Origin of the sequence: Shimazuella alba, from assembly GCF_009831235.1 — a bacterium.
GTDB lineage: Bacteria > Bacillota > Bacilli > Thermoactinomycetales > Thermoactinomycetaceae > Shimazuella > Shimazuella alba.
In genome coordinates this window covers 59,145-83,915 of record NZ_WUUL01000002.1, presented here as the reverse complement: position 1 = coordinate 83,915, position 24,771 = coordinate 59,145, and the positions used below count along the sequence as shown (strand labels likewise).

25 protein-coding genes and 2 pseudogenes are annotated in these 24,771 nt (G+C 41.0%); 18 read left to right on the top strand and 9 right to left on the bottom strand.

Annotated features, from left to right (window positions below):
- Positions 1-9 precede the first annotated feature (9 nt).
- The 10 genes and pseudogenes from GSM42_RS03115 to GSM42_RS20495 form a co-directional block, all read left to right on the top strand.
- A complete protein-coding gene (locus GSM42_RS03115) occupies positions 10-342 on the top strand; it encodes a DUF1048 domain-containing protein (protein WP_160799914.1) in 333 nt (110 codons plus the stop codon).
- Between the two features lie 42 nt (positions 343-384).
- Complete coding sequence (locus GSM42_RS03110; RefSeq protein ID WP_160799912.1) at positions 385-738, top strand: DUF1048 domain-containing protein; 354 nt, start codon at positions 385-387, stop codon at positions 736-738.
- Entirely contained in the window at positions 735-1,040 is a 306-nt protein-coding gene (locus GSM42_RS03105; protein ID WP_160799909.1) for a DUF1048 domain-containing protein, read from the top strand. The genes GSM42_RS03110 and GSM42_RS03105 overlap by 4 nt, the downstream gene beginning before the upstream one ends.
- A 195-nt stretch (positions 1,041-1,235) precedes the next feature.
- Positions 1,236-1,997 carry an ABC transporter ATP-binding protein gene (locus tag GSM42_RS03100; protein ID WP_160799906.1) on the top strand — a complete coding sequence of 254 codons (762 nt, stop codon included), beginning with the start codon at positions 1,236-1,238 and terminating at the stop codon, positions 1,995-1,997.
- Positions 1,998-2,747, top strand: a complete 750-nt coding sequence (locus tag GSM42_RS03095) for an ABC transporter permease (protein ID WP_160799903.1) — start codon at positions 1,998-2,000, stop codon at positions 2,745-2,747.
- Positions 2,748-2,962: 215 nt separating this feature from the next.
- The gene (locus GSM42_RS03090) at positions 2,963-3,658 is read left to right on the top strand and encodes an ABC transporter ATP-binding protein (protein ID WP_160799900.1); all 696 of its coding nucleotides are present in this window, start codon (positions 2,963-2,965) and stop codon (positions 3,656-3,658) included.
- Positions 3,658-5,895 carry an ABC transporter permease gene (locus GSM42_RS03085; RefSeq protein ID WP_160799898.1) on the top strand — a complete coding sequence of 746 codons (2,238 nt, stop codon included), beginning with the start codon at positions 3,658-3,660 and terminating at the stop codon, positions 5,893-5,895. Before GSM42_RS03090 ends, GSM42_RS03085 begins: the two co-directional genes overlap by 1 nt.
- A 442-nt stretch (positions 5,896-6,337) precedes the next feature.
- Positions 6,338-6,800: pseudogene (locus GSM42_RS03080) on the top strand (serine hydrolase); the annotation flags it as partial.
- 373 nt (positions 6,801-7,173) lie between these two features.
- Entirely contained in the window at positions 7,174-7,668 is a 495-nt protein-coding gene (locus tag GSM42_RS03075; protein WP_160799896.1) for a DinB family protein, read from the top strand.
- A 190-nt stretch (positions 7,669-7,858) separates the two neighbouring features.
- Positions 7,859-8,074 (top strand): annotated as a pseudogene (locus GSM42_RS20495) (IS4 family transposase); the annotation flags it as partial.
- Positions 8,075-8,401: 327 nt separating this feature from the next.
- Here GSM42_RS20495 and GSM42_RS03070 read toward each other — a convergent pair.
- The 3 genes from GSM42_RS03070 to GSM42_RS03060 form a co-directional block, all read right to left on the bottom strand.
- Positions 8,402-8,776 (bottom strand): transposase, encoded by a 375-nt coding sequence (locus GSM42_RS03070; RefSeq protein ID WP_160800446.1) that lies wholly within the window; start codon positions 8,774-8,776, stop codon positions 8,402-8,404.
- A 91-nt stretch (positions 8,777-8,867) separates the two neighbouring features.
- On the bottom strand, positions 8,868-9,278 hold the full coding sequence (locus GSM42_RS03065; RefSeq protein WP_160799893.1) for a hypothetical protein: 411 nt from the start codon (positions 9,276-9,278) through the stop codon (positions 8,868-8,870).
- Between the two features lie 145 nt (positions 9,279-9,423).
- Positions 9,424-9,903, bottom strand: a complete 480-nt coding sequence (locus GSM42_RS03060; protein ID WP_160799891.1) for a DUF2975 domain-containing protein — start codon at positions 9,901-9,903, stop codon at positions 9,424-9,426.
- Positions 9,904-10,260: 357 nt separating this feature from the next.
- On the opposite strand from GSM42_RS03060, the gene argC reads away from it, so the two are divergent.
- The 4 genes from argC to GSM42_RS03040 are packed head-to-tail and all read left to right on the top strand — an operon-like array spanning position 10,261 to position 14,522.
- A complete protein-coding gene (gene argC, locus GSM42_RS03055; RefSeq protein ID WP_160799890.1) occupies positions 10,261-11,292 on the top strand; it encodes an N-acetyl-gamma-glutamyl-phosphate reductase in 1,032 nt (343 codons plus the stop codon).
- 25 nt (positions 11,293-11,317) lie between these two features.
- Complete coding sequence (gene argJ / locus GSM42_RS03050) at positions 11,318-12,550, top strand: bifunctional glutamate N-acetyltransferase/amino-acid acetyltransferase ArgJ (RefSeq protein WP_160799888.1); 1,233 nt, start codon at positions 11,318-11,320, stop codon at positions 12,548-12,550.
- A 12-nt stretch (positions 12,551-12,562) separates the two neighbouring features.
- Positions 12,563-13,360 carry an acetylglutamate kinase gene (gene argB, locus GSM42_RS03045; protein WP_160799887.1) on the top strand — a complete coding sequence of 266 codons (798 nt, stop codon included), beginning with the start codon at positions 12,563-12,565 and terminating at the stop codon, positions 13,358-13,360.
- Complete coding sequence (locus GSM42_RS03040) at positions 13,344-14,522, top strand: acetylornithine transaminase (RefSeq protein WP_338055221.1); 1,179 nt, start codon at positions 13,344-13,346, stop codon at positions 14,520-14,522. The genes argB and GSM42_RS03040 overlap by 17 nt, the downstream gene beginning before the upstream one ends.
- Before the next feature lie 552 nt (positions 14,523-15,074).
- Here the strand turns inward: GSM42_RS03040 and GSM42_RS03035 are convergent.
- The 3 genes from GSM42_RS03035 to GSM42_RS03025 all read right to left on the bottom strand — a co-directional run bounded on the left by GSM42_RS03035 (position 15,075) and on the right by GSM42_RS03025 (position 17,374).
- On the bottom strand, positions 15,075-15,638 hold the full coding sequence (locus GSM42_RS03035) for a TetR/AcrR family transcriptional regulator (protein WP_160799883.1): 564 nt from the start codon (positions 15,636-15,638) through the stop codon (positions 15,075-15,077).
- Positions 15,638-16,360 carry an MBL fold metallo-hydrolase gene (locus GSM42_RS03030; RefSeq protein ID WP_160799881.1) on the bottom strand — a complete coding sequence of 241 codons (723 nt, stop codon included), beginning with the start codon at positions 16,358-16,360 and terminating at the stop codon, positions 15,638-15,640. The genes GSM42_RS03035 and GSM42_RS03030 overlap by 1 nt, the downstream gene beginning before the upstream one ends.
- 120 nt (positions 16,361-16,480) lie before the next feature.
- Positions 16,481-17,374, bottom strand: a complete 894-nt coding sequence (locus GSM42_RS03025; RefSeq protein WP_160799879.1) for a class I SAM-dependent methyltransferase — start codon at positions 17,372-17,374, stop codon at positions 16,481-16,483.
- A 211-nt stretch (positions 17,375-17,585) separates the two neighbouring features.
- On the opposite strand from GSM42_RS03025, the gene GSM42_RS03020 reads away from it, so the two are divergent.
- The 4 genes from GSM42_RS03020 to GSM42_RS03005 all read left to right on the top strand — a co-directional run bounded on the left by GSM42_RS03020 (position 17,586) and on the right by GSM42_RS03005 (position 21,587).
- Positions 17,586-18,527, top strand: coding sequence for a ribose-phosphate diphosphokinase (locus tag GSM42_RS03020; RefSeq protein ID WP_160799876.1), 942 nt, complete (start codon positions 17,586-17,588; stop codon positions 18,525-18,527).
- Between the two features lie 119 nt (positions 18,528-18,646).
- The gene (locus GSM42_RS03015) at positions 18,647-20,338 is read left to right on the top strand and encodes a tetratricopeptide repeat protein (protein WP_160799873.1); all 1,692 of its coding nucleotides are present in this window, start codon (positions 18,647-18,649) and stop codon (positions 20,336-20,338) included.
- A gap of 12 nt (positions 20,339-20,350) precedes the next feature.
- Positions 20,351-20,665, top strand: coding sequence for a thioredoxin family protein (locus tag GSM42_RS03010; RefSeq protein WP_160799871.1), 315 nt, complete (start codon positions 20,351-20,353; stop codon positions 20,663-20,665).
- Between the two features lie 553 nt (positions 20,666-21,218).
- The gene (locus GSM42_RS03005; protein WP_202404756.1) at positions 21,219-21,587 is read left to right on the top strand and encodes a winged helix-turn-helix transcriptional regulator; all 369 of its coding nucleotides are present in this window, start codon (positions 21,219-21,221) and stop codon (positions 21,585-21,587) included.
- Between the two features lie 101 nt (positions 21,588-21,688).
- Here GSM42_RS03005 and GSM42_RS03000 read toward each other — a convergent pair whose 3' ends face one another.
- The 3 genes from GSM42_RS03000 to GSM42_RS02990 all read right to left on the bottom strand — a co-directional run bounded on the left by GSM42_RS03000 (position 21,689) and on the right by GSM42_RS02990 (position 24,768).
- Positions 21,689-22,255, bottom strand: coding sequence for an NAD(P)H-dependent oxidoreductase (locus GSM42_RS03000; RefSeq protein WP_160799869.1), 567 nt, complete (start codon positions 22,253-22,255; stop codon positions 21,689-21,691).
- 242 nt (positions 22,256-22,497) lie between these two features.
- Complete coding sequence (locus GSM42_RS02995) at positions 22,498-24,120, bottom strand: DHA2 family efflux MFS transporter permease subunit (RefSeq protein WP_160799867.1); 1,623 nt, start codon at positions 24,118-24,120, stop codon at positions 22,498-22,500.
- A gap of 15 nt (positions 24,121-24,135) precedes the next feature.
- On the bottom strand, positions 24,136-24,768 hold the full coding sequence (locus tag GSM42_RS02990) for an HlyD family secretion protein (protein WP_160799864.1): 633 nt from the start codon (positions 24,766-24,768) through the stop codon (positions 24,136-24,138).
- Positions 24,769-24,771: the final 3 nt, after the last annotated feature.

Below are 24,771 nucleotides of genomic sequence, written 5' to 3'. Positions count from 1 at the left end.
AGAATGAACATGAGTATATTCGAAAAAATCTTTGGAGTTTTTAGCGAAAAGAAAGAATGGCGTGAAATGGAAAACCGCGCAAAAACCTTACCTGAAGACTACTACAACGCCTACAAAGCGATGCAAAAATATCTCTGGAACACTGGCGGCGTGATGGATTGGCAAGAAACGAAATTTGTCTTTCATCACATCATCGATCTTCTTGAAGAAGCCGCAGCTGACGGCAAGCAAGTTAAAGAGGTTACTGGCAACGATGTAGCAGCCTTCTGTGATGATCTCGTCATAGATGCAAAATCGTGGGTGGATAAACAACGTCAAGAACTCAACGATTCGATTAAATAATAGAACTTTGCGGAACAGCTTAGTATCTTAAAGGAGACTACAATGAACTTTTTAGAAAAAATAACTGGCAGCGATATGACGAAAGAAATGAAAGGTTTTGAGGAACGGGCAAAAGCCTTGCCAGCTGAATATCAAACTGCTTGGAAAGAAATTCAAAGCAATCTCTGGCTTCACGGAGATTTCACCGGTCGTAATTTGATGCCAATTCTTGATAATGCTCTTGAGCTGCTTGAAGTTTCATCAGCAGACGGCCAGAGCGTCGAAGAGGTGCTGGGAGATGATATCAAAGGCTTCAGTGCAGCACTTGTAGGTGATGAAGGTGCAAAGACTTATCGAGATAAGTGGCGTGACCAACTCAACAAAAACGTAGCAAGAAAATTAGGAGGACTGAAATGAGCATCAAAGAAATCATCGAAGGAAAAAAAGCATGGAGAGCCCATGTTTCGCGTGTCAAAGCACTTCCAAAAGATTACCAAATTGTTTATAAAGAGATCCAAAAATATCTCTTCAAAGTCGGTCCTGTTAAGCTAAACGAAGGTATCGGACTGCTCTCGGAAATTCTCATCTTCTTTGAAGAAGGTGCAGCTGCTGGAAAAGGTGTGCTTGAAGTAACAGGAGAGGACGTTGCCGCTTTTTGCGACGATCTAGTGAAGGATGAGAAAACTTGGTTGGACAAATATCATGAAGATTTGAATTAGAGTATCATGAAGCGATTGGAAAAAAGTAAATTCAATAAAGAAATCCGACTGAATAGCTGGTTACAAATACGGATGTGCCACCTTCCCTATTCAGTTATATTTTCACCTTGGTAGTAAGTATTACTGATTATCAGTCTGACTAAATAGGATAGACGATCTAGCACCTTGTTTCGTTTTTATAAGGAGGATAAAAGGATGAGCAATGCAGCGATTTCTGTAAAAGGATTAAAAAAATCCTTTCAAGACAAGGAAGTCTTAAAGGGAGTGGATTTTGAAGTGCAGCGTGGCGAAATTTTCGCACTGCTGGGCTCAAATGGAGCAGGCAAGACAACGACGGTCAACATCCTCTCGACGCTGATGAAGTCAGATGGAGGGGAAGTAGGTATTTGCGGATTTGACGTCCAGCGTCAACCGGATCATGTTCGCCAGAGCATCAGCCTGACAGGACAGTTTGCAGCTTTAGACGGCATGCTCACCGGGCGGGAAAATCTGTTGATGATCGCCAAGTTACGAGGAGTTTCCAATCCCGCGCAGGTCGCCGATAATCTGCTGGCAAGATTCAGCCTGACTGATGCGGCCAATCGGCGGGCGGATCAATATTCAGGTGGGATGAAGCGTCGGCTTGACATCGCCATGAGTCTGATTGGTACGCCAGCAGTCATTTTTCTCGACGAACCGACGACAGGGCTTGACCCCGAAGCACGGATTGAAGTATGGAATACAGTTAAGGAGCTTGCAGACGGTGGCACGACCATCTTGCTGACAACCCAGTACCTAGAGGAAGCCGAACAACTGGCGGACCGCATCGCCATCCTGCATGGCGGAATAATCATCACGACTGGTACCCTTACCGAACTTAAAGAGATGTTCCCACCAGCGAAAGTGGAGTACATCGAGAAGCAGCCGACATTGGAGGAAATTTTCCTCGCGATCATCGGTCAAAAGGAGGAGAAGTAAATGAAAAGTAAAACAGGGGTATTACTTGGGCGTTTAATGCGCAACATCATGCGCAGCCCGGATACGATTATCACGGTGGCGATTACGCCGATTATGATGATGTTGCTGTTTGTCTACGTATTTGGCGGCGCTATAGAGACAGGAACGGACAACTACGTCAATTATTTATTGCCAGGAATCTTGCTGATGGCTATTGCATCCGGTGTAGCTTACACTTCCCTGCGTCTGTTTACGGATGTAAAGAGCGGGTTGATGGCACGTTTCATTACCATGCCAATCAAGCGTTCGTCGATTTTGTGGGCCCACGTGTGGACATCGCTTGTTTCCAATGCGCTTACTGTTGTGGTAGTTATCCTCATAGCGCTGTTGATGGGCTTTCGTTCCAGCGCTGGTATCTTAGATTGGCTTGCGGTAGTTGGGATACTTGGGCTGTTTACGCTGGCGCTGACATGGCTGGCTGTCATTCCAGGATTGACAGCGAAGTCTATGGAAGGGGCAACAGCCTACTCCTACCCGTTGATTTTCCTGCCGTTTATCAGTTCAGCTTTTGTCCCAACGGAAACCATGCCTAAAATTGTTCGTTTGTTCGCTGAGAACCAGCCCGTGACATCCATCGTGAATGCGATTCGAGCTCTCTTGTATGAAGGATCTGTTGGCAACGATATTTGGATCGCTCTTGCTTGGTGCGTTGGTATCATGGTCATCGCTTACTTCTTCGCCAATAAAGCATTTAAACGCCAGTTAATGTAGTACCCTATGGCATTATTCATATGAAAAATCAGCCGAACTGCGATGAATGCATTTGTTATCACATGGAGGGCTGTTTAAGTGACAACCATCGGCGAAATTAGGGGAACCCTTAAATAGTTTTACGAGGTAGAGAGGGTGCTCGTTTCGAAAACTGCAAACCATAAATAAACTTAATTAAATATTCGGAATTAATAAAAATATATTGGGGTGTTAGCATGTTTTTATCAGTATCTAACCTTACGAAAAGCTATAACACAGGGATTATTACCCATGTACTCAAAGGTGTGAATTTGGAGATGAAAAGAGGACAAATCGGAGTAATATTAGGTCCCTCCGGTTCGGGTAAATCTACGCTTATGAACATTATAGGCGGTGTGGACAGTGCAGACAGCGGCACAGTTGAAGTGGACGGTGAGCGTATTACAGGTTTAAATGACAAACAACTGGTTGAATACCGTCGGGAGAGCGTGGGCTTCGTCTTCCAGTTTTACAACCTTGTGCCGAATCTCACGGTAGCCGAAAACATCGAGGTTGTGTCGAACATCAGTAGAAATCCGCTTCAAACTGACGAGGTGCTTTCTGCTGTCGGACTTTTCAATAAAAAGAACCGTTTTCCCCGGGAACTCTCCGGCGGCGAGCAGCAGCGCGTGTCGATCGCACGAGCCATCGTCAAAAATCCAAAGCTCTTGCTCTGCGATGAGCCCACCGGTGCGCTGGATCTTGAGACCTCGCGAGGCGTGCTGTCGTTGCTCCAAAAAGTAAACACGCAGTTTGGCACGACCATTTTGATGATTACCCACAACAGTGCCATCGCCGGTATGGCGCATGCCGTGTTCCGGATGAGAGACGGCGAGATTGCGGAAGTTCGGCAAAATTCCGAGCTGATTCAAGCTGAAAGGATTGAATGGTAATGGCACTGCGAAAACGCGTATGGCGAATCATAAAGGAAAACAAAGGTCGGTATATCGGTATCTTTATCTTGATATTTTTGGGAAGCTTTTATTTTATTGCAGCTTCGGGTGTGGGCAGCAGTATGGGGAAGCTGGTCACAGACTTTACCGAAAAAAACAAGCAAGAAGACATTACGTTTAAGACAAACAAACCACTGGAAAATATTGCGGCGTTGGAAAGAGAATCTGGTGCGCTAATCGACACTTACCGGCTACACGATATAAAAGTGCCTAACGGAGAACTACGTCTTCTAAGCCCTAGTACGAAGGTCAATATTCCGGCAGTAACATCAGGACATGGCCTGAAAAAACCAGGAGACATTTTGCTTGATCCGATCTTTTGTAAAGTGCACGGATTAAAGATAGGGGATCAATTAAAGCTGAACGGCAGAACATTCGATATCGTTGGCACGGTAGCTATGCCCAATTACGTTTATATTCTAAAGAATGTTTATGAACAATACCCCCCCAAAGGTTTTGGTATCGGGCTTATTTCCAACGCGGATTTTAAAGCCTTCCCCAAGGCAGCCACCGTATACTCTGCATACATGAAGGACAGGGAAAATGTAAAAGCAAAGGCTGCCAATCTGAATCGACTCTTAAGCAACAAAGGATATTCCCTTTCCGAATGGTTGAACGCTGAAACCAACGCGCGCATCGCGATGGTGCGGGGAAACATTGAAGGGGCGAAGACCATGGGTGCTCCCGTGGCAGCAGCTGTTTACCTGCTGTGCTGTCTTATTCTCGGGGTGATGATCCAGCGCATAGTTAAGTCAGACGGCGTAGTCATTGGTACACTGTACGCACAGGGATATCGCCGGGGTGAACTGGTCCGGCACTACATGGCAATTCCGGTTCTGCTGTCCGCTGTAAGTGGTCTTGTGGGTACACTGCTTGCTCTGCCAGTTGTGGGACCTGTCATCGGTATTTTGACGTCTTCTTACAATATGCCAGTAACAGGCTTATCCTTTCCACCATTGAGCATGGTACTGGGAGTGCTGATGCCTATGGTTCTGCTGAGTCTCTCAAGCTATGTTATTCTACGCAGAGTGCTGAAGAAATCTGCAGCGGAGTTGATGAAAGGCGATGAACAAAAAACGAAGGTGAATTTCCTTGAACGCAAACTCCAGCTGGAGCGGTTCAAATTTGCCACTAAATTCAAACTGCGTGAGCAGATTCGCAGCATACCGCGTTTGTTGTTTTTACTGCTGGGAGTTAGCGCTGCGTCGATGCTGCTGCTTCTTGGATTTACTGTCCACAACTCTTTTCAAGTTTTGATGGACAGCACCGGGAGCGACAGGTATTTCCCTATAGAAACTACTTTCAAAGAAATTCAGCATGGAGCTGCTCCAAAAGGTGCGGAGCCGCTTAACGCCATTCGCAGTTATCTCAAGGGGAACGAAAAGGCAGAGTTTTACGTTGTGGGCTTGGAACCAAACTCCATCGGAATTACGATGCGTGACTCGAACGGCAACAATCTACCAAAGAATCAGGTAAATATCACGTATCTTTTGGCTTACAGGCTGGGGCTAAAGGTAGGTGATACGATTAACATCGTTAGCAAAGTGGACGGAAAATCATACAGTTTAAAGATAGATGGGATTGTTCAAACCTACTTCGGGCAGTACATCTATATGCCCCTTGAGGAGTTCAACCGCATGACCGGTAACGCGCCGGGAAGCTATCTTGGGCTTTTGAGCAAAAATAAACTTGATATTGACGAAAATCTCCTTACTGGAATAAATGATTTTCATAATCTCAATGAAATGGATGATACAACTACATCTACATTGACGGCATCGGTAGTGCTTATTACCATTGTCGCAAGTCTGGCTGGGGCAATCATTATCTTTCTTGTAACATCGATGATGATTGAGGAAAGCCGCAGCACGATATCTCTCTTAAAGATATTCGGATATCGCGGAAAAGAGGTTGCCAAGTTGATTCTCAACAGTTCTACGCCAGTAGTGTTTATTGGTTTCTGGCTCGGACTGCCTCTCATGCTTGCTGTCGGGAACACCCTGTACGGGTATCTTGGGGAACAAATCAACATGGTGATGCCTATGATTGTGAACCCATGGTATGTTCTGATAAGTTTTGTCTTGATTTTCGCTGTGTACGAAGTGACTAAGTGGCTGTGTGGGAGGAAGCTCGCAAAAATATCTATGAGCGAGGTACTGAAAGCGGGCACGGAGTGAGTTGTTTGGTTGCAACCCAAAACCGAACCATTATCTATCAAGTTAAGAGTACGCGACTTGAAAAGTCGCTTTCAGTAAGGAGGTGAATCCACCTCATCGGGAATGTCAGGTGGGTCTACCAGTAGGGCGTTCCTGATAACGGAAACGTCTGAAACACTGGGACAATGTATCGACTCCGAGGAATGGGGTCAGCAGGCTAGATTAGACAAGCATATTGAGCCACAGAGCGAAAGGCAGATAAACACCGATGATCTATTACATGAGATTTAAGGAAACCTAGACGGGGAAAAGAACCATGGAGAAAAAACTTTCCTAAAATGCTCGAAAAAAGTAACGATGGGCACAAAATTAAACTGATGACTTGAAATAGGAAATCGAAAATAAATGTTTGATCGTCACCTTTCGCTCGCTAGTATTTGATTTATCAAATATTCATTTGTGAGGGGGACACCACAGCAAGCCTCCGGCGTTCCAGTCAGGCGGCGGTGGACTCGACTCAACCGTCGATGACTACCATGCCTACTTCCGTATGCTGCTCAACGGCGAGATGCACAGGAACCAACGGATCCTGTCTCAACCCGCAGTTGAGCTGATGACCACCAACCGCCTCGCGCCTAAGCAGCAAGCCGCTCTAGAAGCTTGGGCTCGTAGCGTTGTCCATTTGTCACACGGCAAGGGGCAGCACGGAGGCTGGGGCTTTGGGATGGCGGTACGCACCTACCGTGGTGACTTCGCGTCCATCGGCCAGTTTGGCTGGGACGGCGGAGCCGGTACCACGACAACGCCGATCCGGACAACCAGCTCGTCGGCATCTTGCTCACCCAGACCGGAATGGTCCACCCCGGACTCCAGCACGGCTTATTCATGACTTCTGGACTACGGTTTATCAAGCGATCGAAAACTGAGACTCAATGTTGTATCGGAATTATCCTCATGGCATATATCTTTGCATATAATAATTTTCCTGTGAAAAAAACGAATCGACTTCTATTTTAATCGGTTTGTTTTTTCATTATGCACCTCAGTTGCTAGGTTTGCCTAACAATTGAAGGTGCGTTTCAACATCCCAAGACGCTTTTTTCTTATAAGTTAAATGCATGGCATGGATGCCGGTACTATCCCACCCTGATAAGTAAAAGTGATATAATCGTAGACAACACCCCTCAAAGACCGTTTTTCTCTTATATCGGTGGGTGCTTTTCTGTCCGCATGTGATACTAGTTGTAACTATCCATGTAATTTTTAGTCGTTATCTATTTTTATTTCAGGAGGAATCGTATGGACAAGAAAGCATTTTTATTGCACGGATGGGAAATTGGTTATGACAAAGAAGACTGGTATCCGCCGTTGTCCGATGCGCTCAAAGGCGTTACAGCGGAGCAAGCAAATTGGAAGCCTGAAGGCGCTCCGATCAATACAATCTGGGAGAATGTTCACCATTTGACGTTTTACAAGGAACGGTTCCTGAAGCGTTTAACGGGTGAAGAAACCGAGAACCCTCCAGGTTTGACAAACAACGACACATTTGCCGTCACTTCCGTGGAACCGTCTGCTTGGGAAGAATCTGTTAAGAAACTAGACGAGTTACACCAATCGATTCGCGACATCATCGCTGGGTACAGCGATGACGACTTAGAGCGCAAAGTTCCTGACCCTGTCGACATGTGGTTATACAGTCTCATTCTTCACGATGCGTATCACACCGGACAAATTATACAAATCTGCAAACTTCAAGGATCTTGGCCGGCTAAGCGGTCATTTGGACATTCCTGAAATAAATTAACGGCAGAGGAAAAGTGAAAACACTAAGAGATTTTTTGAATCTGGCCCCTATTTTGCTTATGGTTTTCATACCCAATCGTTAACAACAAAATAAAATAGTCTTACCATTAGAAAACGCCATTCTTTCTATAGAAAGAATGGCGTTTCGCAATGTATCTTTCGATTCAACATGAATGAAACCTATCACTGCAAAGACATTAAAAATGAACGAATAGAATGTCATCTTTAGGTCAGTAGATCGGAGCTCTTTTACCATCTTTTGTATGAGAGAACTCTTGCTTCGCAAGAATTGTAAAGTGTTGAGTGAATACAAGGTTTTATATGATTATTAATTCATCAATCATCAGTCGATACAAAAAACACCCAAGAGTTATCAAAGATCCTACTTTACCTCTTCTATTGAACAGAAAAGAATGGGCGAAACAGGATCTTTGTATATACTTGGGTGTTTTCCTGTTGTAGTGCTTGATGAAACAAAGGAAAATAGGTTTGAATCATATAAGAAAGCCTTATACTCACTTACCTCCACTTGCTTTTCTTTCAACAAAAGCTATCGCATTCGAAACAGGAGGAGCAGATAAGAATAGCGCGATGAGTTGTTCATACAGGTGGCACTCCAACCGTTCCCGTTTTACATCCTTGCATCGGTCGATCTGAAGAAAAGATTCCATCTTTTAAACACGGTTTTTCTTCTCTCTATAAGCTTGGTCTTTGTGTCTTTTCTTTACTTGAACTTCGGTAAGCCGATACAAAATGACGCGAGCAGGTAGTTTTTGATCTTTCCGATGTAAGCATCCCGAATTTCTACGATTTCTCCCGATTGCATGCGGTTCATGATCATCTCTATATCCAGAGGTAGATACTCTGTTTGTTTCTTTAAATTTCCATCTTGAAAATAGGTTGGTTCTGGATTCTTTTGATAGATTCGGTTATTTAGCTTTAAACGAGAGACATAAGACACTCCTCGTTGATCCATTTGATCTAGATCTTCTAGCGAAAAGTAACCAAGGTCATGGATACATAAATCCCTTGGTCGAAGCGTGGATAAGCAAGTGGTACCAAAGGTTTTGTCGTTCTTTTTCCCTGCTTCAACGTCGATATTTTAAAACTGTCCACTATGTAAGTCGGATTCCAATTGATGCTGACTCCAGCCGTATGACCATAGCCATCCGCTCCTGGATAATGTTCGGTTAAGGAATTTGGAACTTGAAACGTAGTCGAATCGAGAATCCCAATTCGTAGAAATGATCGCTATAGGCACTTGGAATGGCACTCGCTGAATCTAGTTCTGCTTTCAGTAGATGGGCAAAAAGTTCCCAAAGAAAGGCATCTGCATGTTCGTTCAAACGTTGATTTAACCCTTCCGGGCTCATGCTTACCCTTGTCGCAGATTCTAGTTCACTACATAGTTGAATCAGCGAGGTACTTGCTAGATTATGACTCAACCAAACACATAAAGTAACGAGGTCTTTCCCCAAATACTTGCTGGTTCGTCTCACAAATTCAGCTGCCCTTGCCAACTGTTCGGCTTCGGTAGGAGAGAGATACTTTTTCAATACTTGTGAAAACAAATGAAGTTCTTCTTTGGTGGTTTCTTTCACAGAAAACACGCTTCCTTCTATTTTTTAAATCTCAATGGAAGAATAGCGTGTTTTTTCCCTTTTGGGTGATTATTTTGTTTTTAGCTTGATGGACACGTACGGTGATCCCCCAAAAACACCTCGCTATTAAATTCATATCAAATTTTTAATCATTTTTTGGTTTTTCTAGGATGTTTTTTAATGGTTTTTGAAGTGCGTCTACAATGGCTGCGATTATACTTGTTGCCAAAATACCCATTAGACTTAATGATATGGGACCTGCTGGATCGTCACCTGTGAATTTAGAAAGTACCTTTAAGTATCCTATCCCTAACACAATGATGAAAATGGTTGTTAAAGCAGATTTCTTTATAACCTTTAGAGATTTAAGTGATAACTCGGAGAAAGCATTGTTCCTTTCGATATAGGTTAATAGTTTAAATGCTTGATACAATGCAACAGAAAACGCAATACAGCATCCATACGCAAATCCTAAAATGGGATACAGCGAGTAGTCCCCTGGACGTACTCTTGCATCTCTAATGGCTAACTCAGGAAACCACCAGATACACAAAGCAAGCACTGTAATTCCAGCCAGAAAAATAATTACCTTTAAGAAAGTGGTCGAACCTTGTTTAGCATGCATTTGAAACACCTCACATATTTAATGATAAAATGACTTTAATACAAAATTTATTGTTTTTCAATAAATTTATATTGATATTTATTATATTATTATTGTAAGCCATCTCCCCATTTAGGGGGAAGGCGCACATAACTATCAAGCTAAGCAGTTGCCAAATCATTAAATGTAAGAACGAGTACTTTTTCTGAAGATGTTCAGAAAGAAGCGGGCTCATTTTTTCGTTTTGGGGGTATTCATGTTTCTTAGCTTGATGGGCATGTGGTACTACCCCAGCAACGGAGATTTTTTTTGATTTTATTGCATGAATATAAAATAAAATGTATAATAATTCATAAATTGCGTTAGGAGGGAAAGTTGGTGAAAGTAGCGGTTGTTGGGGCCTCGGGCTACGGCGGAGTGGAATTGATTCGGCTGATTGAACAACATCCTTCTTTTGAATTGAGGGCAGTGTTTTCTTCCTCTCAACCGGGTCATTTACTTCGTTCTGTCTATCCACACCTCGATTCGTCCCTTGTTTTCAAAGAGATGAGTGTGGAAGATTTGAGTGAAGCAGACATAGAGCTTGTTTTTTTTGCTACTCCCCCAAGTGTTAGTAGTCATTGGGTTCCATCTCTCATCGAACAGGGGAAATGTGTGATCGATTTGTCAGGGGATTTCCGCTTATCTAATCCCAACACTTATAAAAGCTGGTATCAAAAACCAGCAGCACCGACAAAGTATCTAAATCAGGCAGTGTATGGACTCAGTGAATGGTTTCAGCAAGAAATAGCGATCTCTCCCCTTATTTCTAATCCAGGATGTTATCCTACCGCTACTTTGCTGGCACTTATTCCACTACTCCAAGAAAAAATCATTGACCCTTCTTCCATTCTTATTGATGCCAAGTCTGGTGTGACTGGAGCTGGACGAAGTGCTAATCAAGCAATGTTATTTAGTGAGGTAAATGAAAATATTCGCCCTTACAAAGTAGATGGACATCAGCATATCCCTGAAATTGAACAATTCGCTAGTCTCTTTGCTCAAACAGAAATAAAGGTAAGTTTTGTTCCACAACTGGTACCAATGAGCAGAGGAATCTTGGTCACGATCTTTGCAGGAAATGTGAATAATTATACAAATGAAGATTTATATGATCTCTACCATTCTACTTATGAGAATACTTCTTTTGTGCGTGTCAGAGGTCGACAATGGCCGGAAACCAAATTTGTTCAAGGAAGTAATTATTGTGATCTCGGTTTCTATTCAGATAAGCGTACAGGACGAATTATTATCCTATCTGCGATCGATAACTTGATGAAGGGGGCCGCGGGGCAAGCGATTCAAAATGCTAACATTCGTTTTGGAATCCCAGAAACATCTGGTCTTTTATTTCCTGCCCTTTATCCTTAATAAGATCAAAAAGGAGAGATTTGAAATGAACCAAACTGCTCTAGCCCCTTTCTATCAAGTGAATGAACAAGCGAGCATTACAGCTCCAAAAGGCTTTATTGCAACGGGTTTGCACGCTGGGATTCGCAAACGGAAAAGAGATCTAGGAGTGATTATTTGCTCTGTTCCAGCTTCAGCAGCAGCTGTTTATACGACCAATGCTTTTCAAGCTGCTCCACTCCAAGTAACCCAAGAGAACATCGGTGTAGATGGCAAATTGCAAGCGATTGTAGTCAATAGTGGAGTAGCCAACTCTTGTACAGGAGAGCGTGGAATTCAAGATGCGAGAGATATTGCAAAACAAACGGCTCAGTTGCTTGACATACCTATTCACCAAGTTGCAGTTGCTTCAACAGGTGTTATTGGACAATTTTTACCGATGGAAAAAATACAAACGAGTCTGATGAAAGTTTTGTCCATAGCGGATGAAACAGGTGGAAATGAATTCGCTGAAGCCATACTGACTACTGATACGTTAACCAAACAAGTACAAGTTACCATGCAAATCGATGGAAAGAAGTTGACAATCGCTGGTGTTGCGAAGGGTTCAGGAATGATTCACCCAAATATGGCTACGATGCTTGGTTTTATAACGACAGACGCAGTTATTCATGCCCATCACTTGCAATCCTTATTGTGGACAGCAACAGATAGTACATTCAATATGATCACAGTTGACGGTGATTGTAGTACAAATGACAGCGTTATCGCAATGGCAAGCGGCCTAGCAGGAAATAATTCTTTGCATCCACATCATCCAGATTGGATGGCATTTCAAGCAGGATTTACGTATGTCTGTCAAGAATTAGCGAAAAAAATCGCTAATGATGGTGAAGGTGCTACTCGTCTGATTGAAGTTCATGTGGCAGGTGCACCTACGATCGAGATGGCAAGAAAAGTGTCCAAGGCAATTGTCGGATCAAATCTTGTGAAATCAGCAGTTTTTGGTGCTGATGCCAATTGGGGACGTATTTTGTGTGCAGCAGGATATGGTGATCCCCTTATTCGGACGGAGAAAGTGAAGGTGAAACTGGGTTCTATCTTAGTTGTGGACAAGGGCTTGCCAGTCTTTTTTGATGAGTCAAAGGTATCAGAGATACTGAAACAAGAAACAGTAAATATTTTTGTTGATCTTCAACAAGGCAAACAAAAAGCAACAGCATGGGGCTGTGACCTCACCTATGAGTATGTGAAAATCAATGCTAGTTATCGAACATAAGGAGGATTACTTGTGACACAGAAAATAGTGATTAAATTGGGAGGTAATATTTTAAAGAATTTGCACCCTGATTTTTTCGCACAATGCGCACAGCTTAAGGAGCAAGGGTTTTCTATCATCATTGTCCATGGGGGAGGATCAATGATTTCTGATTGGGCGCAAAAAATAGGGAAAGATGCACAGTTTATGAATGGATATCGGGTAACCGATCAGGAGATGCTCACTATTGCGGAGATGGTATTAGCAGGCACAGTAAATAAGCAAATAGTAAGCAAGCTTGCCTCTATTGGCTTAACAGCGATTGGGTTAAGTGGAATCGATCTCAAACTGATTGAGGCAAAACAACAAAATACTCAACTCGGTTATGTAGGAGAAGTAACGAAAGTAAATATATCTGCCCTACACACCATTTTAGAGCAAGGATGGGTACCAGTTGTAGCATCGCTTGGTGTTGGAACCAATGAATCCCACTACAATATCAATGCAGATGAAGTTGCTTCTGCGATTGCCCAAGCTTTGAACGCCAGTCATTTAATTATGGTGAGTGATGTAGATGGAATATATATCAAAACCAGTTCGGAAAGGAAAATGCTCCATAAGGCAACCCCAAGCTTAGTGGAATACTATATTCAAACTGGCGAAATCTCGGGCGGGATGATTCCTAAAGCTCGCTCAAGTATCAAAGCATTGCAGCATGCTGTACAAGAAGTTTGGATTGTAAACGGTACTAAGCCACTCCCATTTGATGAAGAACTATTTGTTGGCACACGTTTGCATCAGGAGGTATCGGATCGTGTCACTCTTTCCTAACTATATGAGACAAGAAGTTACCTTTGTAAAAGGTGATGGTGCACTATTATGGGATGATACAGGAAAGACGTATTTGGACTTTGGATCTGGTATTGGTGTTACCAATTTGGGTCATTGTCACCCTAAAATGACAAATGCACTTCTAGAACAAGCAAATCATTTATGGCATGTATCCAATTTGTTTCCCATTCCATTGCAAATAGAAGTAGCTGATATGCTTTGCGAATATAGTGGACTTGGGGCGGCATTTTTTTGTAACAGTGGGGCTGAGGCAAATGAAGCAGCGATCAAATTGGCACGGAAGTGGGCAAATGAAGTCAAGGAGATTTCAAACCCAGAGATCATCACTTTTGAAGGTTCTTTTCATGGTCGTACCTTAGCTACTCTGACAGCAACAGGTCAAAATAAAGTGAAGACGGGATTTGACCCCCTGCCACAGGGATTTCGTACCACATCTCTTCAAAATATTCGTGCATTAAAACAGATGACCAATCCTCAAACTGCTGGAATACTTTTGGAGCTAGTGCAAGGGGAAGGTGGTGTCCAGCCTGCCTCTTTTGCATTCATGCATGATCTGGCAGATTGGTGCCAAGAAAAAGACATATTGCTTATGGTAGATGAAGTACAGACAGGAATCGGGAGAACAGGAGAAATCTTTGCTTTTCAACACTATGGGATTCAGCCAGATGTTGTCACAGTAGCCAAAGGATTAGGCAATGGATTTCCGATTGGAGCTATGATCGCAAAAGACAAATTAAAACCTGTTATGGGACCTGGAACACATGGCACTACTTTTGGCGGCAATCCACTAGCTATGGCAGTAGCAAAAGCAGTACTAACGGAAATAAACAAACATGGACTGCTTCAAGAAGCAAAGAAAAAAGGAGCTTTTCTGTTAGATCGTTTAACAGAAGAACTGGCTAACTTCTCCATAAGCGAAGACATAAGAGGTCTTGGGTTAATGGTAGGAATCAAACTAACTAAACCAGTATTACCTATTATAGAAAGTTTATTAAAAAATGGTCTTGTTACGTTACCTGCTGGAGAAAAAGTGTTGCGACTCTTACCTCCGTTGGTAGTTACGTTTGATCAGATAGAACAGGCTGTATCTCTGATCAAAGCAGTTCTTACTTCAACTAGCATGAAAGTTCATCTAGGGTAACAACGGTGAATAAAAGATAGCACCATAATATTAGAGTTAGGAATAGAGACAACAAGAAACAATCTGTTTCAGGTTGTTTCTTGTTGTCTCTATTGCTTCATATGAAATGAATAGGTTTCTAAGTTTGACACTCCACACAGCTAAAGCTGTGTGATTCTTGGGACGATAGTCTAGCGACTATTTCTTTGCCAAGCTAACCGTGTGCCCCACGGTTAATAGGGTTCTTTGTTGCTAGGAGCAGCATAGACAGAAAGCTTGGTTTCCGCAATTCTGTCTAGTATTTTGTGTGCAAAATGATTGTTTTGCACCACCCTATATACTATCTTGTATTCAACAAGCGACTAGGGTTATTTTACCAATGGAACATGTTTGTAAAGGTGTGTTTTGAAAAACATTGTCAGACTTTCAGGAGGATAAATCCTCCTTTGTCTAATACTCCTTATGATCCGACGATTAAAACCGTGGGTTTTCTCGTTAGCAGAGTTATAGAGTAACTACTCTTAAGTAAGATAAGAAAATATTCCGAATGGATTCTGAAAGTCTATCTTTTTCCTATTTCTCGAATTTAAGCCCATTGCATAAAAGCTTTATGGTATAAAGCAAACTATCTTCTACGTTAAAATCCATCTGAAATCCCCCAGCACGTTGGAGCGAAGAAAAGCCATGAACGATACTTCGCAACCCTCTTACGAGATGTAAAGCTTCGTGTTCTTCCAAAGAAAAAGAAGACAGTAACTGAATCAAAAGATCAATCATGTTTTTACTTGTTTCTTCAACCATTTTGTCAGGTACACTCATTGGTTGGATGGTAGCTTCATATAATCCTGGATTTTGATTAGCAAAATTGAGGTATTGTTTTGCAAAGGTAAGCAGTGCTTCTTCTCCTGATTTCCCTGCAACAGAGCGGATCAGGGTGTCTTCCAATTTTTGCATCCCTTCTTTCGCTATTTGCATACGGATTTCAGTAAGACTTGCAAAATGATTGTACAGAGAAGGAGGCCGGACATCTAAATTTTTTGCCAATGCAGCAATTGTCACTTGTTCGATCCCCATGTTATTCGCTAATTCAATTGCAGCTTCGACTATTTTATTTCGATCTAATCCAACACGGGGCATTATGTTTGCTCCTTCCATTTTTGTGTAGCACGATGAATAGCTTTTGTTAATATTTCATCTGGATGTTCTAACATTTTGCCATGTCCAACAGCGAGAAGCTTTGGATGAGTATTTTTTATGGTGATAGCACTAGTAAGCGCAGTTTTATTGTTCCAAGTAGCCATAGCAGGAAAAGGAAACAAAGATCGGGTGTCTCCTGAGACAGCTACTCCTCCTCGTGTTTGTAAGGCATCCCCTGCAATAAGATGACTGTTGCGTTTGTCCAAAAGACTGATAGATCCAGGTGTATGGCCAGGAGTCAAGATAACGCGAAGAGAACCGATTTGATCCCCGTCTTCGACTAGGTGATCGGGTATAGTTTGAATAGCACCAGCGGCAGGAACACCACCACGAACAGGCGTATTATTTTCGTGATCTTCTAGTTTGCGATCTCCACGAAGTAATTTTGCATCTCGTTTCGAAATCATAACAGCAGCTTGTGGTAATGCTTCTTTTAATTTATCCAATGATCCAATGTGGTCATCGTGTGCATGTGTTAATACAATGCGGGTAATAGGTTTTTTGATTTTGTTAGCAGTTTGGAGAATTGCTTTATAGCTATATGGCAAAGCACAGTCAATCAAGGTAAGCTCTTTCTCTTCTTCAATCAAATAACAATTGACTGGGAAAATATGCGGCAAAAAGCTGAGCTGATAGGTGGTCTCGTTTTTTGTTATTTTCATCTTTAGCGCTCCTTATGAGTAAAACTAATGATATTAATATATTAACTAATTATATTAGTTTTGTAAAGAGCAGATGAAAAAACCATTCGATAATAAGAATGGTTTGGAGTGTGTATCCGTTTAGCGAGCGATAAATAAGTATTCTTCACTCGGCAAAGTATGAGGCTCTTGGAGATCTGGGACCGTGTCTGACAACAAATCATGAGTATATTTGGTGAAAACAGAATCAAAATCACATTTTGTTAAAAATGCTTGTAAATCTACTGATTTTGTTCCCCAAAGAAGTGGTTCTCCTGACTTTTTGGAATCTATTTTTACTTTTCCAGTTCCTTGGATGCTGAGTTCCCCATATCTATTCGGTTCTAGGGCAGTGCCTACGACTTGACATGTTTTTTTGTGAAGCACAGATAATTGTTGGAACAAAGATAAAACATCCTCTTCTGGTAGATACATCAATAAACCTTCTGCTATGTAAATCGTTGGAAGTTGAGCTTGGAAAGAAGGAACAAAGAGAAGCACTTCGGAGAGGTTCTGTTTTGTAAAGTCTGCACTAGTAAGATGAAGATTGTCTTTTATCTCTCCATTTTTGTCCAATGCTTTTTGTTTTACTCGCTGTGTATCGATATGATCCAATTCAATCCAATTCACTTGGGGATAGTGATGATGTAAACGATAGGAAAGGGTATCGAAACCTGCTCCTAAAACAACAACTTGTTCTGTACCGGATGAAATAGCTTCCTTTACTTTTGATTCAATCCAATGTTTTCGAAGTGCAATGTGTATAGAGAAACCAGACAGTATCTTTTTTTCCATCCACCGTAAATACGAACGAATAAATGGGATACGGTATAAAAAGAGACTCGCACTTGCAACGCCTGAAAGTTCAGACAGAAACCATTGAAGCGGTTTTATTGCTTCTTTTGGAACCAATTTGCCAAATATCGGATCATAGGATAATAGAAGATAATGCGCCGCTATGGATTGTGCTGTTTTACTAGGATGTAATTTTTTCATATATTCCTCCAAAAATGGAAATTTATGACCGATTTATCATATCACGAGATACTACTTTTAGCTAGAATTTTTGGAAAATAGAAGGGCATCCTTTCATAAGTTTTCCTTCTGCAAATAGTCGAGCATTCTGTTGTTCTATTAATTTTCATTGTGATAATAGGACTGTTATAATAAAAACAAGTAAAACGTTAGCTAATGGAGGATTAAAACGATGAACAGTGTTAAGATTTTTTCAGGTACCTCCAATCACTTGTTAGCAACTAACATTGCATCTCATCTCAATAAAGAACTAGGTAAAGTTCGAATCAGCCGGTTTAAGAGTGGTGAGATATATGTACATTTTGAGGAAAGTGTTCGTAATCAAGATGTATTTATTATTCAAACACTTGGGCACCCAGTAAATGAAAACCTAATGGAACTATTGATCATGGTAGATGCTGCTAGGCGCGCATCTGCAAAAAGCATTAGCGCTGTCATTCCCTATTTCGCATATGGTAGACAAGAGAAAAAGGATGCACCAAGAGAACCAATAACTGCTAAGATGATTGTAGATCTATTAAGTACAGTTGGTGTGTCTCGAGTTGTTACTTTGGATCTACATGCGCCTGCTATTCAAGGTTTCTTTAATATTCCAGTCGATCATTTATCCGCTCTTCAACTAATTAGCGACCATATATTACAATGTAATATCCAAAATCCTATTATTGTATCCCCAGATGCTGGTCGTGCAAAGATGGCCGAAAAATTGGCTACCCTGCTCGATGCTCCGTTTGCTATTATGTTAAAAAAGAGACCTCAGCACAATGCTGCAAAAGTAACACATATCATTGGAGAAGTAACAGATCATACCCCTATTATTATTGAAGATATGATCGATACAGGTGGCACAATAATAAGTGTAGTCGAAGGTTTGCAAGAAAAGGGTGCAAAACCAGCATATATATGTGCTACACACCCCCTGTTTTCAGATAATGCAGCGCAGAAATTACTTCACCCAGGAATTGAAGAAGTGGTAGTGACTGATTCTATCGCATTTGAGAACTTGTCAGATAGTTTTAAAGTACTTTCTGTAGCACCATTACTAAGTGATGCAATTAAAATTATTATTACTGGAGGTTCGATAAGTACACTATTTCGTTCAGACTCCGGTTAAAAGATAGAAGAGGAGAAAGATTCCCAATTCATGTAAGCGATTTTTTCCAAATGTGTTATACTGGTGGGGTACCAAACCATCAGGCATTATTTGGTATGCTGACTGGTTGGGAGGAAACTATGAAAAAAATATCAATCCCTAAACATATATCTGACCACAAGGTCATCCCTTTAGAGATGGATGCAAGTACCTTTTTTGATCGTGCTATTAAATCTTTGGAGCGCCATCAATATGAGAAGGCACTTAAATATTTTCGGCTTGTAGTAGAAAAAGAACCCGATAACCCTGCAAATTACTGCAATGTAGCTGGTGTTTTAGCGGAATTAGGGAAATACCAAGAGGCCAATAATATTTTGCAAGTGGTTCTTCAAGATGTCGATCCAGAAATGGCTGAATGCTATTATTACATGGCAAATAACTCGATTAATATGGAAGCGTTTGAACAAGCAGAAGACTATTTGATTGAGTATTTAAGACATGAACCAGAAGGTGAATATTCGGAAGAAGCAGAAGAAATGCTATATATGGTGGCGTATGAAATGGGACGTTTACCAAAACAGCTCATTGCACCTTTGCCTGGATTACGTGAAAAGCATGAAGAAGCAGAATGGCATCTAGAAGAAGGACGTTTTTTACAAGCAACTGAGTTGCTGGAAGAATTAGCTAAAGAAAATCCGGATTACCTCCCAACATATCACAATCTTGGACTTGCATACTTTTATACAGGAAAACTAGAAAAAGCACGTGAGATTGTAACTACCATATTAGAGGCAGATCCAAACAATTTGCATGCATTATGTAATTTAGCCATCTTAAGTCAGCATGAGGGTAACACCGAGATGACAAAAGGGATAATGGACATGCTAAAAAACCTTGTCCCTGTCCAACCTGCTGCTGCTTATAAACTAGCAGTAACAATGGGAATGCTCGGCGAACATCAAGTAGCATATGAATTGTTTACTTGGTTACTGAAAGTCGATGATCAACCCGAAGCAAGCCTATATCATCATGCTGCAACAGCAGCGGTGCATGTGGGAAGATTGTCTGTTGCTCATCGGTACTGGAGAAGAGCAGCTTGGCTTGATCCACGTTCGGAAATCCCTAAATTTTATTTGGAACAGATGGAAACTTGGATGACGGAACCAGGTTCTATTCCTAATCTTACTTGCTATCATTATCATCTTCCGTTTGAAGAGTATATGTTAAAAATAAATCAAGGGGAGACGATTGAAAAGGTTGCCCTTGAATATGAAAAAAACTCTCTGCTGCATACTTCTTTGACTTGGGCTTTAACGCATGGTGACCGTCAAACTAAGATGCAAGTGCTAACCTTTATGCGTTGGATTAGGCATAAAGAGGCAGAAGCTTTGTTGCGCAATTTTTTACGCAAACCAGTTGAGGATGATGAGTTAAAGCAGATGGCTTTTTTTGCATTACGTCATATGGATGCAGAACCACCCTATGAGGTATTATATAAAGGCGAGATGCTTGCCTTAGAAGATTCTACTAATAGTCAAGAACAAAAGTGGCAACAAGTTTTGGCTTGTCTCCTAGAAAATATGGACAACTATGAAAGACCACAGTTGCAAGATGCTAAAATGTTGTGGGATTTTCTTCGCCAGTTTTCCGAAATAGTTATTCGCAAAGTAGAAGGAATGGCAGCTGCAATTGAATATGTAGTTGCAAAATACTACGATTTGTCGTTGTCACAAGTACAAGTAGCAGAGAAGTACCGTGTAGCTTCTTCTACAGTTGCTCGAAATGCTAAACTTATCTTGCCACTGTTGCATCACTACTTCAAACAAATTTAAGGAGGAATTATCATGGAAATGCTCAACGAAAAATCATTTGCTAGTTTCACTAGTTCAGGAAAAAAAGTGGTTGAGTTTACAACAACTTGGTGTGGTGATTGTAAGCGTATCGCACCAGATATGCCTGAGATTACGCAATCATTTGCAGATAGTTTTCAGTTCGCAGAAATTGACGCAGACGACGAACAAGCCGTGGCAGAGCAATACAACGTCAAAGGAATCCCTACTTTTATCGTTTTTGAAGAAGGGAAAGAAGTAGGTCGTCTACCAAGTAGATTTGCGAAAACAAAAGAACAAGTAATGGAGTTCTTGGAATCCATGAAATAAAATAAGATCCACCGATAGGTGGATTTTTTATGTAGGAGTAGGAACCGAATCCCGACATGATGTTAAAACTGTAGATAGCAACTCTGATATATACCTCAAAATTTTCATAGACAATTTACCACTATACACATCATATAACCCATATCTTTAAATTGGATTTATGAAAATAATGAGCGATTTTACTATGCATTCTTTTGATAAATAATTTGATGATCTATTTTGACCACTCCCCACGCATGAATGCGGGGGATTCTTGGGACGGTAGTCATGAACACTTCATTACCAAGCTAACCCCGTGAGCCCCACGGTTTAGATGTTACATGAATCATTTAAGTAGCTTGGTTATCGCCTGCTTATGGTGAATATTACCATGCGAATGGGCGTTTGCAAAGATCTTTTTCAAAAAATGTCAGGTTTTGGGAGAGGGGTAAAAAACACCCCTACCTTTCCTGTCCTTTGCTTGCCCCATCGCTGAAGCTCGGGGTTTTACTGCTCACAAAGATATAAAGTATTGGCACACATATAACGTGTACTTACTGGAAGGAGAGTGTAAATGGTGGATGAAACTTGTGTTCCCAGTGGTGTGGCACTAAAAGACACTGGATTTGGATATACATTGTCTTTAATAAGCGGTAAATATAAAATAATCATTATCTATTGGCTATCGGAAAATAAAGTGATGCGGCATAATGAGCTGAAACGAAGTATCGGTTCTATTTCTTTTAAAACACTGAGCATCATGTTAAAAGAATTGGAGGCAGATGATCTTATCATTCGCAAGGAATTTCCCCAAATACCTCCAAAAGTTGAATATTCCCTGTCTGAACGTGGTCGTTCTCTCGTTCCATTACTAAATATGATGTGCGAGTGGGGAGAACAAAACAAGTTGCCAGCTCCAGAGGCTGTACAAAAGCTTTCATAGCTATATTGTTTTCGATCAAAAGAAGTATTCTAAACAAGAAATTACTTCTTTTTTATCGATTGGGATACGACTTAACACACTCTCATAGCTATTTTTTTCTTTCACAGGTTCTCAACAAAATTCAAGTAATCTTGGGTGCTTCTGTTCAGTTTGGTTGTAGGGTGTTCATTTTCTTCGATTGCAGTTAGATCATTTCCCCCTGGCTCCTTTTCTTCACCATAAAACGCGAAGAACGAACGATAATTCGCACTACAGTATCGAAAAGTCGTTTCAAAAGGAGCTAATAAATGTTCGAGTGTATAGCGATATCTTCCTTTTTCACTATAATCACTTTTTCTAATTCCAGCAGATACAGCTAAAGCAATCTTGCGATTTTTTAGTTTATCTCCTTTGGAACCATAAGCCCAACCATAAGCAAAAACATCGTCAAGCCATTTTTTTAGCAGAGGTGGGCTGCTAAACCAAAAAATGGGAAACTGCAAGACAAGATTGCCATGTGATTCAATTAATTGCTGTTCTTTTTTCACATCAATGTTTCCGTCAGGGTAAACGGTATGCAATTCGTGTACAGTATACTTTTCTGGATTTTTTTTGAGTTCTTCTACCCATCGTTTATTTATGACAGACGTTTCTAAATTTGGGTGTGTGACAATAACAAGGGTTTTCATTGGTTTATCCTCCTAAAATATTAGTACTACTATTCTTTTTTTACTATAAAGTGCAGACTAGAGATATACAAGTATGCACTTTTCGTACAGGTACTTACATCAAGGTAAGTATCAAATCATGGATATTGATGAGGAATATATTTTCCAAGATGTTTCTAATTCATCATTACTCGCTCGATTTTTACAAGTTCACATATGAGAAATTGAAAAAAAGCTGCTGAGTTGATCAGCAGCTTTTTTGATTATGTTGTAACTGGTTTTAGAGGTTTTCCTTCGTCTTGTGGTTTCTCCAATTTTGCAGGATGAGATTGTATAGGTGGAGTTTTTCCTTTTTTACGGACATCTTTTAGGAAGAAGCTGAGGATAAACGCTAGTATGGTAATACCTGTTGTCCAATAAAATGCGTCTTGAATTCCGGCCATCGAGCTTTGAAGACTAATTTGACCGTATAATGAACTAGCGATTGTCGATTGAGCTTGTTCAATGGAAATACCAAGTTGTTGTGACATTTGTATGGCTTGATCCATATATGATTGTTGAAACTGTGGGTCCATCGTATTGGTGGAATTTTGTAATAGTCCCATATGAAAAGTAGTGCGATTCGTAAAGATGGTAGTGATGAGACTAATTCCAATTGATCCAGCGATTTGTCTTGCAGTATTAGTTAAAGCAGTACCATGCGCATTTTTTTCTTGAGGCAATTCATTGATCCCTGCTGTCTGTATAGGCATCATGAGTAGGCCCATTCCAACCATTCGAACCATATATAGAACGACGATAAAAGTATAACTAGTAGCTAATGTCAAGTTTGTAAATTCATAGGTTGTGATAAGTGTAATGATCATCCCTATGATGGCTAGAGGCCGTGGTCCAACTTTATCAAACAAAATCCCAGAAATCGGTGATAAGGCTCCCATGAGTATGGCGCCTGGAAGCATTAGTAATCCAGACTCAAGCGGAGAAAATCCTCGTAGATTTTGAAGATAAATTGGCACAAGGAACATGCCTCCGAACATTCCAATCGTTACAATCATACTCATAATATTGGATAAGGTGAAAATGGGATATTTTAAAATCCGGAAATCCAACATGGGACGTTTAGAGTTCAATTGTTGGATGACAAACAAGAGAATACAAACAATCCCGACGATAAGCGTAATAATAACAATCGAATCGTCCCATCCTTTGCTCCCAGCCTCACTTAAACCATACAATGCTGAACCAAAGCCAATAGTTGATAAAATGGTTCCTACATAATCAAGCTTAAGATTTTTATTCGTTCCTCCCAAGTCTTTTAACTGGAACAACGATAGGATCAGTACGAGCAATCCAAGTGGTGCAATGCCGTCAAATAATAACCGCCAGCTATAATGTTCCAGCACCCAACCGGAAAGAGTAGGACCGATAGCAGGTGCGAACATGATACCAAGCCCGAATATCCCCATCCCTTTTCCTCTGTTTTCAGGCGGAAAAATGGATAAGATGATGGTCATACTCAGTGGCATGAGAAGTCCAGCTCCAACTGCCTGTAACAATCTCCCAATTAAAAGTATCGAAAAAGTAGGTGCCAGTCCACAAACAAAGGAACCACCTGTAAAAAAGATCATGGCTGCAATAAATAAGTTGCGAATGCCAAAGCGTTCAATGAGAAAAGCAGATAAAGGGATCAAGATTCCGTTCACGAGCATGTATCCAGTCAACAACCATTCTGCATCTGTTGCTGTTACGTTAAACTCGGTAATCAAATGTGGTATTGCTACATTTAATAACGTTTGGTTTAAGACGGATATAAACATTCCTAGCATGATAACTGCAAGCAAAGGAATTTGTGAACGAATAGAATTGGATTTGGATTGATCTGTCATATTTGTTCACATCCTTTAGCGATGTATGTTAACGGTAGCATTCATTCCAGGAACTATTTGATCAGAATAATTTTCAAGCTCGATTTTAACTGGTACATACTCTACTTCTTTGGTGTAGTCACCGCTTGCGTTTTGAGATGGCAGCAAAGAAAACTCAGAGTTTGTAGCTCGACCAATTTCCGTTACTTTTCCATCGATTGTTGTACCTTCTTCTACATCTACTACTACGTCAACCTCTTGCCCTATACTTACGTTTTTAATTTCGGTTTCTTCAATATTTGCGATAATATATAATTTGTTTAAATCTACCACTTGTGCGAGAGTTTGACCGGGAGCTACAGTTGAACCTTTAATGCCTTTGTTGAGAACGATAGTTCCAGCAATTGGTGAAGTGATAGATGTGGTACTTGTTCCAGTGACTTTCCCAATTACTTCGTTCTCTGTTACTTGTTTACCAACAGTGGCAGTCCAGTCAGTGATTTTAGCAGCAGTTATAGAAGTAATAGGGATCATATCTCCAGTAACCTTTGCGTTTTCAGTAGAAATAAATTCAGTTGTATTGCGGTAGTAAGAAATCCCAGCAATGCCAACTGCTACAACAATTAAGAACACGATGGTATTAATTGCAATAAGTCTTCCAGTTTTCATTTT

What these genes read in the sequence shown, in the direction of transcription:
- argJ (WP_160799888.1), top strand. Translation starts at nt 11,318, where the DNA reads ATGAACCAAACTGCTCTAGCCCCTTTCTATCAAGTGAATGAACAAGCG.
- GSM42_RS03030 (WP_160799881.1), bottom strand. Translation starts at nt 16,360, where the DNA reads ATGAAAATAACAAAAAACGAGACCACCTATCAGCTCAGCTTTTTGCCG.
- GSM42_RS03115 (WP_160799914.1), top strand. Translation starts at nt 10, where the DNA reads ATGAGTATATTCGAAAAAATCTTTGGAGTTTTTAGCGAAAAGAAAGAA.
- GSM42_RS03015 (WP_160799873.1), top strand. Translation starts at nt 18,647, where the DNA reads ATGAAAAAAATATCAATCCCTAAACATATATCTGACCACAAGGTCATC.
- GSM42_RS03000 (WP_160799869.1), bottom strand. Translation starts at nt 22,255, where the DNA reads ATGAAAACCCTTGTTATTGTCACACACCCAAATTTAGAAACGTCTGTC.
- GSM42_RS03075 (WP_160799896.1), top strand. Translation starts at nt 7,174, where the DNA reads ATGGACAAGAAAGCATTTTTATTGCACGGATGGGAAATTGGTTATGAC.
- GSM42_RS03105 (WP_160799909.1), top strand. Translation starts at nt 735, where the DNA reads ATGAGCATCAAAGAAATCATCGAAGGAAAAAAAGCATGGAGAGCCCAT.
- GSM42_RS03005 (WP_202404756.1), top strand. Translation starts at nt 21,219, where the DNA reads ATGGTGGATGAAACTTGTGTTCCCAGTGGTGTGGCACTAAAAGACACT.
- GSM42_RS03010 (WP_160799871.1), top strand. Translation starts at nt 20,351, where the DNA reads ATGGAAATGCTCAACGAAAAATCATTTGCTAGTTTCACTAGTTCAGGA.
- GSM42_RS03100 (WP_160799906.1), top strand. Translation starts at nt 1,236, where the DNA reads ATGAGCAATGCAGCGATTTCTGTAAAAGGATTAAAAAAATCCTTTCAA.
- GSM42_RS03020 (WP_160799876.1), top strand. Translation starts at nt 17,586, where the DNA reads ATGAACAGTGTTAAGATTTTTTCAGGTACCTCCAATCACTTGTTAGCA.
- GSM42_RS03095 (WP_160799903.1), top strand. Translation starts at nt 1,998, where the DNA reads ATGAAAAGTAAAACAGGGGTATTACTTGGGCGTTTAATGCGCAACATC.
- GSM42_RS02995 (WP_160799867.1), bottom strand. Translation starts at nt 24,120, where the DNA reads ATGACAGATCAATCCAAATCCAATTCTATTCGTTCACAAATTCCTTTG.
- GSM42_RS03025 (WP_160799879.1), bottom strand. Translation starts at nt 17,374, where the DNA reads ATGAAAAAATTACATCCTAGTAAAACAGCACAATCCATAGCGGCGCAT.
- GSM42_RS02990 (WP_160799864.1), bottom strand. Translation starts at nt 24,768, where the DNA reads ATGAAAACTGGAAGACTTATTGCAATTAATACCATCGTGTTCTTAATT.
- GSM42_RS03085 (WP_160799898.1), top strand. Translation starts at nt 3,658, where the DNA reads ATGGCACTGCGAAAACGCGTATGGCGAATCATAAAGGAAAACAAAGGT.
- GSM42_RS03060 (WP_160799891.1), bottom strand. Translation starts at nt 9,903, where the DNA reads ATGCATGCTAAACAAGGTTCGACCACTTTCTTAAAGGTAATTATTTTT.
- GSM42_RS03110 (WP_160799912.1), top strand. Translation starts at nt 385, where the DNA reads ATGAACTTTTTAGAAAAAATAACTGGCAGCGATATGACGAAAGAAATG.
- GSM42_RS03035 (WP_160799883.1), bottom strand. Translation starts at nt 15,638, where the DNA reads ATGCCCCGTGTTGGATTAGATCGAAATAAAATAGTCGAAGCTGCAATT.
- GSM42_RS03090 (WP_160799900.1), top strand. Translation starts at nt 2,963, where the DNA reads ATGTTTTTATCAGTATCTAACCTTACGAAAAGCTATAACACAGGGATT.